The organism is Mesorhizobium sp. M7A.F.Ca.ET.027.02.1.1, assembly GCF_004022985.1.
In the GTDB taxonomy this organism is placed as follows: Bacteria; Pseudomonadota; Alphaproteobacteria; order Rhizobiales; family Rhizobiaceae; genus Mesorhizobium.
This window is the reverse complement of sequence record NZ_RZOL01000669.1, coordinates 1-1,926: the sequence shown is the minus strand read 5'-3', so window position 1 is coordinate 1,926 and position 1,926 is coordinate 1. Positions and strand designations below refer to the sequence as shown.

Sequence of the window (1,926 nt, the reverse complement as noted above, 5' to 3'; positions counted from 1 at the left end):
GAGGCGGAACTGCGCGAAGCGCGTCAGCGCGCCGTGCTCGCCGACCGCGCCAAGTCGGAATTCCTCGCCAATATGAGCCATGAGATCCGCACGCCGATGAACGGCGTGCTCGGCATGGCCGAGCTGCTGGCCAAATCGGACCTCGACCCGAAACAGAAGACGTTTACCGACATCATCGTGAAATCGGGCAATGCGCTGCTCACCATCATCAACGACATCCTGGACTTCTCCAAGATCGATGCCGGTCAGCTGGTGCTCGATCCGGCGCCCTTCAATCTGGCCGAGGCGATCGAAGATGTGGCGACGCTGGTGTCGACACGAGCCAAGGAAAAAGACCTCGAGCTGATCGTGCGTGTCGAACCTCGGCTCGAGAGCCTGTTCGTCGGTGATGTCGGCCGTATCAGACAGATCGTCACCAACCTGCTCGGCAACGCGGTGAAATTCACCGATGAAGGCCATGTGCTGGTCGACGTCACCGGCGAGAGGGTTCCAACCGGAACGAAGCTGACGATCTCGGTCACCGATACCGGTATCGGTATCCCCGAGGAAAAACTGAAACTGGTGTTCGAGAAATTCAGCCAGGTCGACACCTCTTCGACGAGGCGGCATGAGGGAACCGGCCTCGGTCTTGCCATCACCTCGCGGCTCGTCGAGCTGATGGGCGGCGACATCGGGGTCGAAAGTGCGGAAGGCAAGGGCTCGACTTTCTGGTTCTCGGTGACGCTGCCGAGGGCTGGACAGCAAAACGGACAGCGCATCATGCCGATCGACGTGACCGGTGCGCGTGTGCTGATTGTCGACGACAATGCCGTCAATCGGGCCATCCTGACCGAACAGATGACATCGTGGACGTTCGATTCCTGCGCGGCCGAAAGCGGCGCCGAAGGCCTCAAGGTGCTGATCGCCGCCGCCGCCTATGGTGTCCCGGTCGACTGCGTCGTGCTCGACTACCAGATGCCTGGAATGAGCGGCGCCGAAATGGCGCGGATCGTGCGCAGCACCGCCGGCCTTGCCGGCACGCCGATCATCATGCTGACCTCGGTCGACCAGTCGCTCGCCAACACCAGCTATCGCGATCTTGGCATCGATGCCCAGCTGATCAAGCCGGCGCGCTCTTCGGTGCTGCTGGAAACGCTGGTCGCCACCATCCAGCGGCATCGCCACAACACGAGCGGCAGCGACGCGCAGCCGCTCGCAGCCGACGTCGCTGCGAGTTATGTGATGCGGACGCAGCCCTCGGCGCCGTCCGAACAGCGGGCGCTGCTGCAGCCGCCCTCAATTCGCCCCCGGCCACCGGTGGCGGCTGGCGGCGACAGGCTGGATATCCTGGTGGCCGAGGACAATGAGGTGAACCAGATGGTGTTCACCCAGATCCTCGGCGAGACCGGTTATGGTTTCGAGATCGTCGGCAATGGCCGCAAGGCGCTCGACGCCTTCGGCCGGCTGAACCCGTGCATGATCCTGATGGATGTCTCCATGCCGGAGATGAACGGTCTCGAAGCAACCGCCGCCATTCGCCGGCTGGAGGAAGAAACCGGCACGCATGTGCCGATCGTCGGCGTCACCGCGCATGCGCTGAAGGGGGACCGCGAGCGCTGCCTGGAGGCAGGCATGGACGACTATCTGCCCAAGCCGATCAGTCCCCGGGCGTTGCTCGAGAAGGTCGAGCGCTGGGTCGGCGCCAGCCGGCAGGCGCAGCGCAACGCCGGGTAAGGCCGGCTCTGCCCGAGTACCGGGAATACGGCGAAGATTCGCGCCCCTGTCAGCGGCCAAGACTATGGTGCGATCGCACCATATGAAAGGCGGCATCCAGCCGAGACAATGGCGACATTCGAATTCCGCTCTTCCCAGTTACGGGCGGGAGCGCGTTGCTCTCAGCCAGACGGTGTCGTGGCCGGGCCATCGCCGAAAACAGGTCCGTTGGGG

1 protein-coding gene is annotated in these 1,926 nt (G+C 63.7%); it reads left to right on the top strand.

The window, feature by feature from the left end:
* Positions 1-1,713: response regulator (locus tag EN749_RS34925; protein WP_128364876.1), on the top strand; the 1,713-nt coding region annotated here is incomplete at its 5' end.
* Positions 1,714-1,926 lie beyond the last annotated feature (213 nt).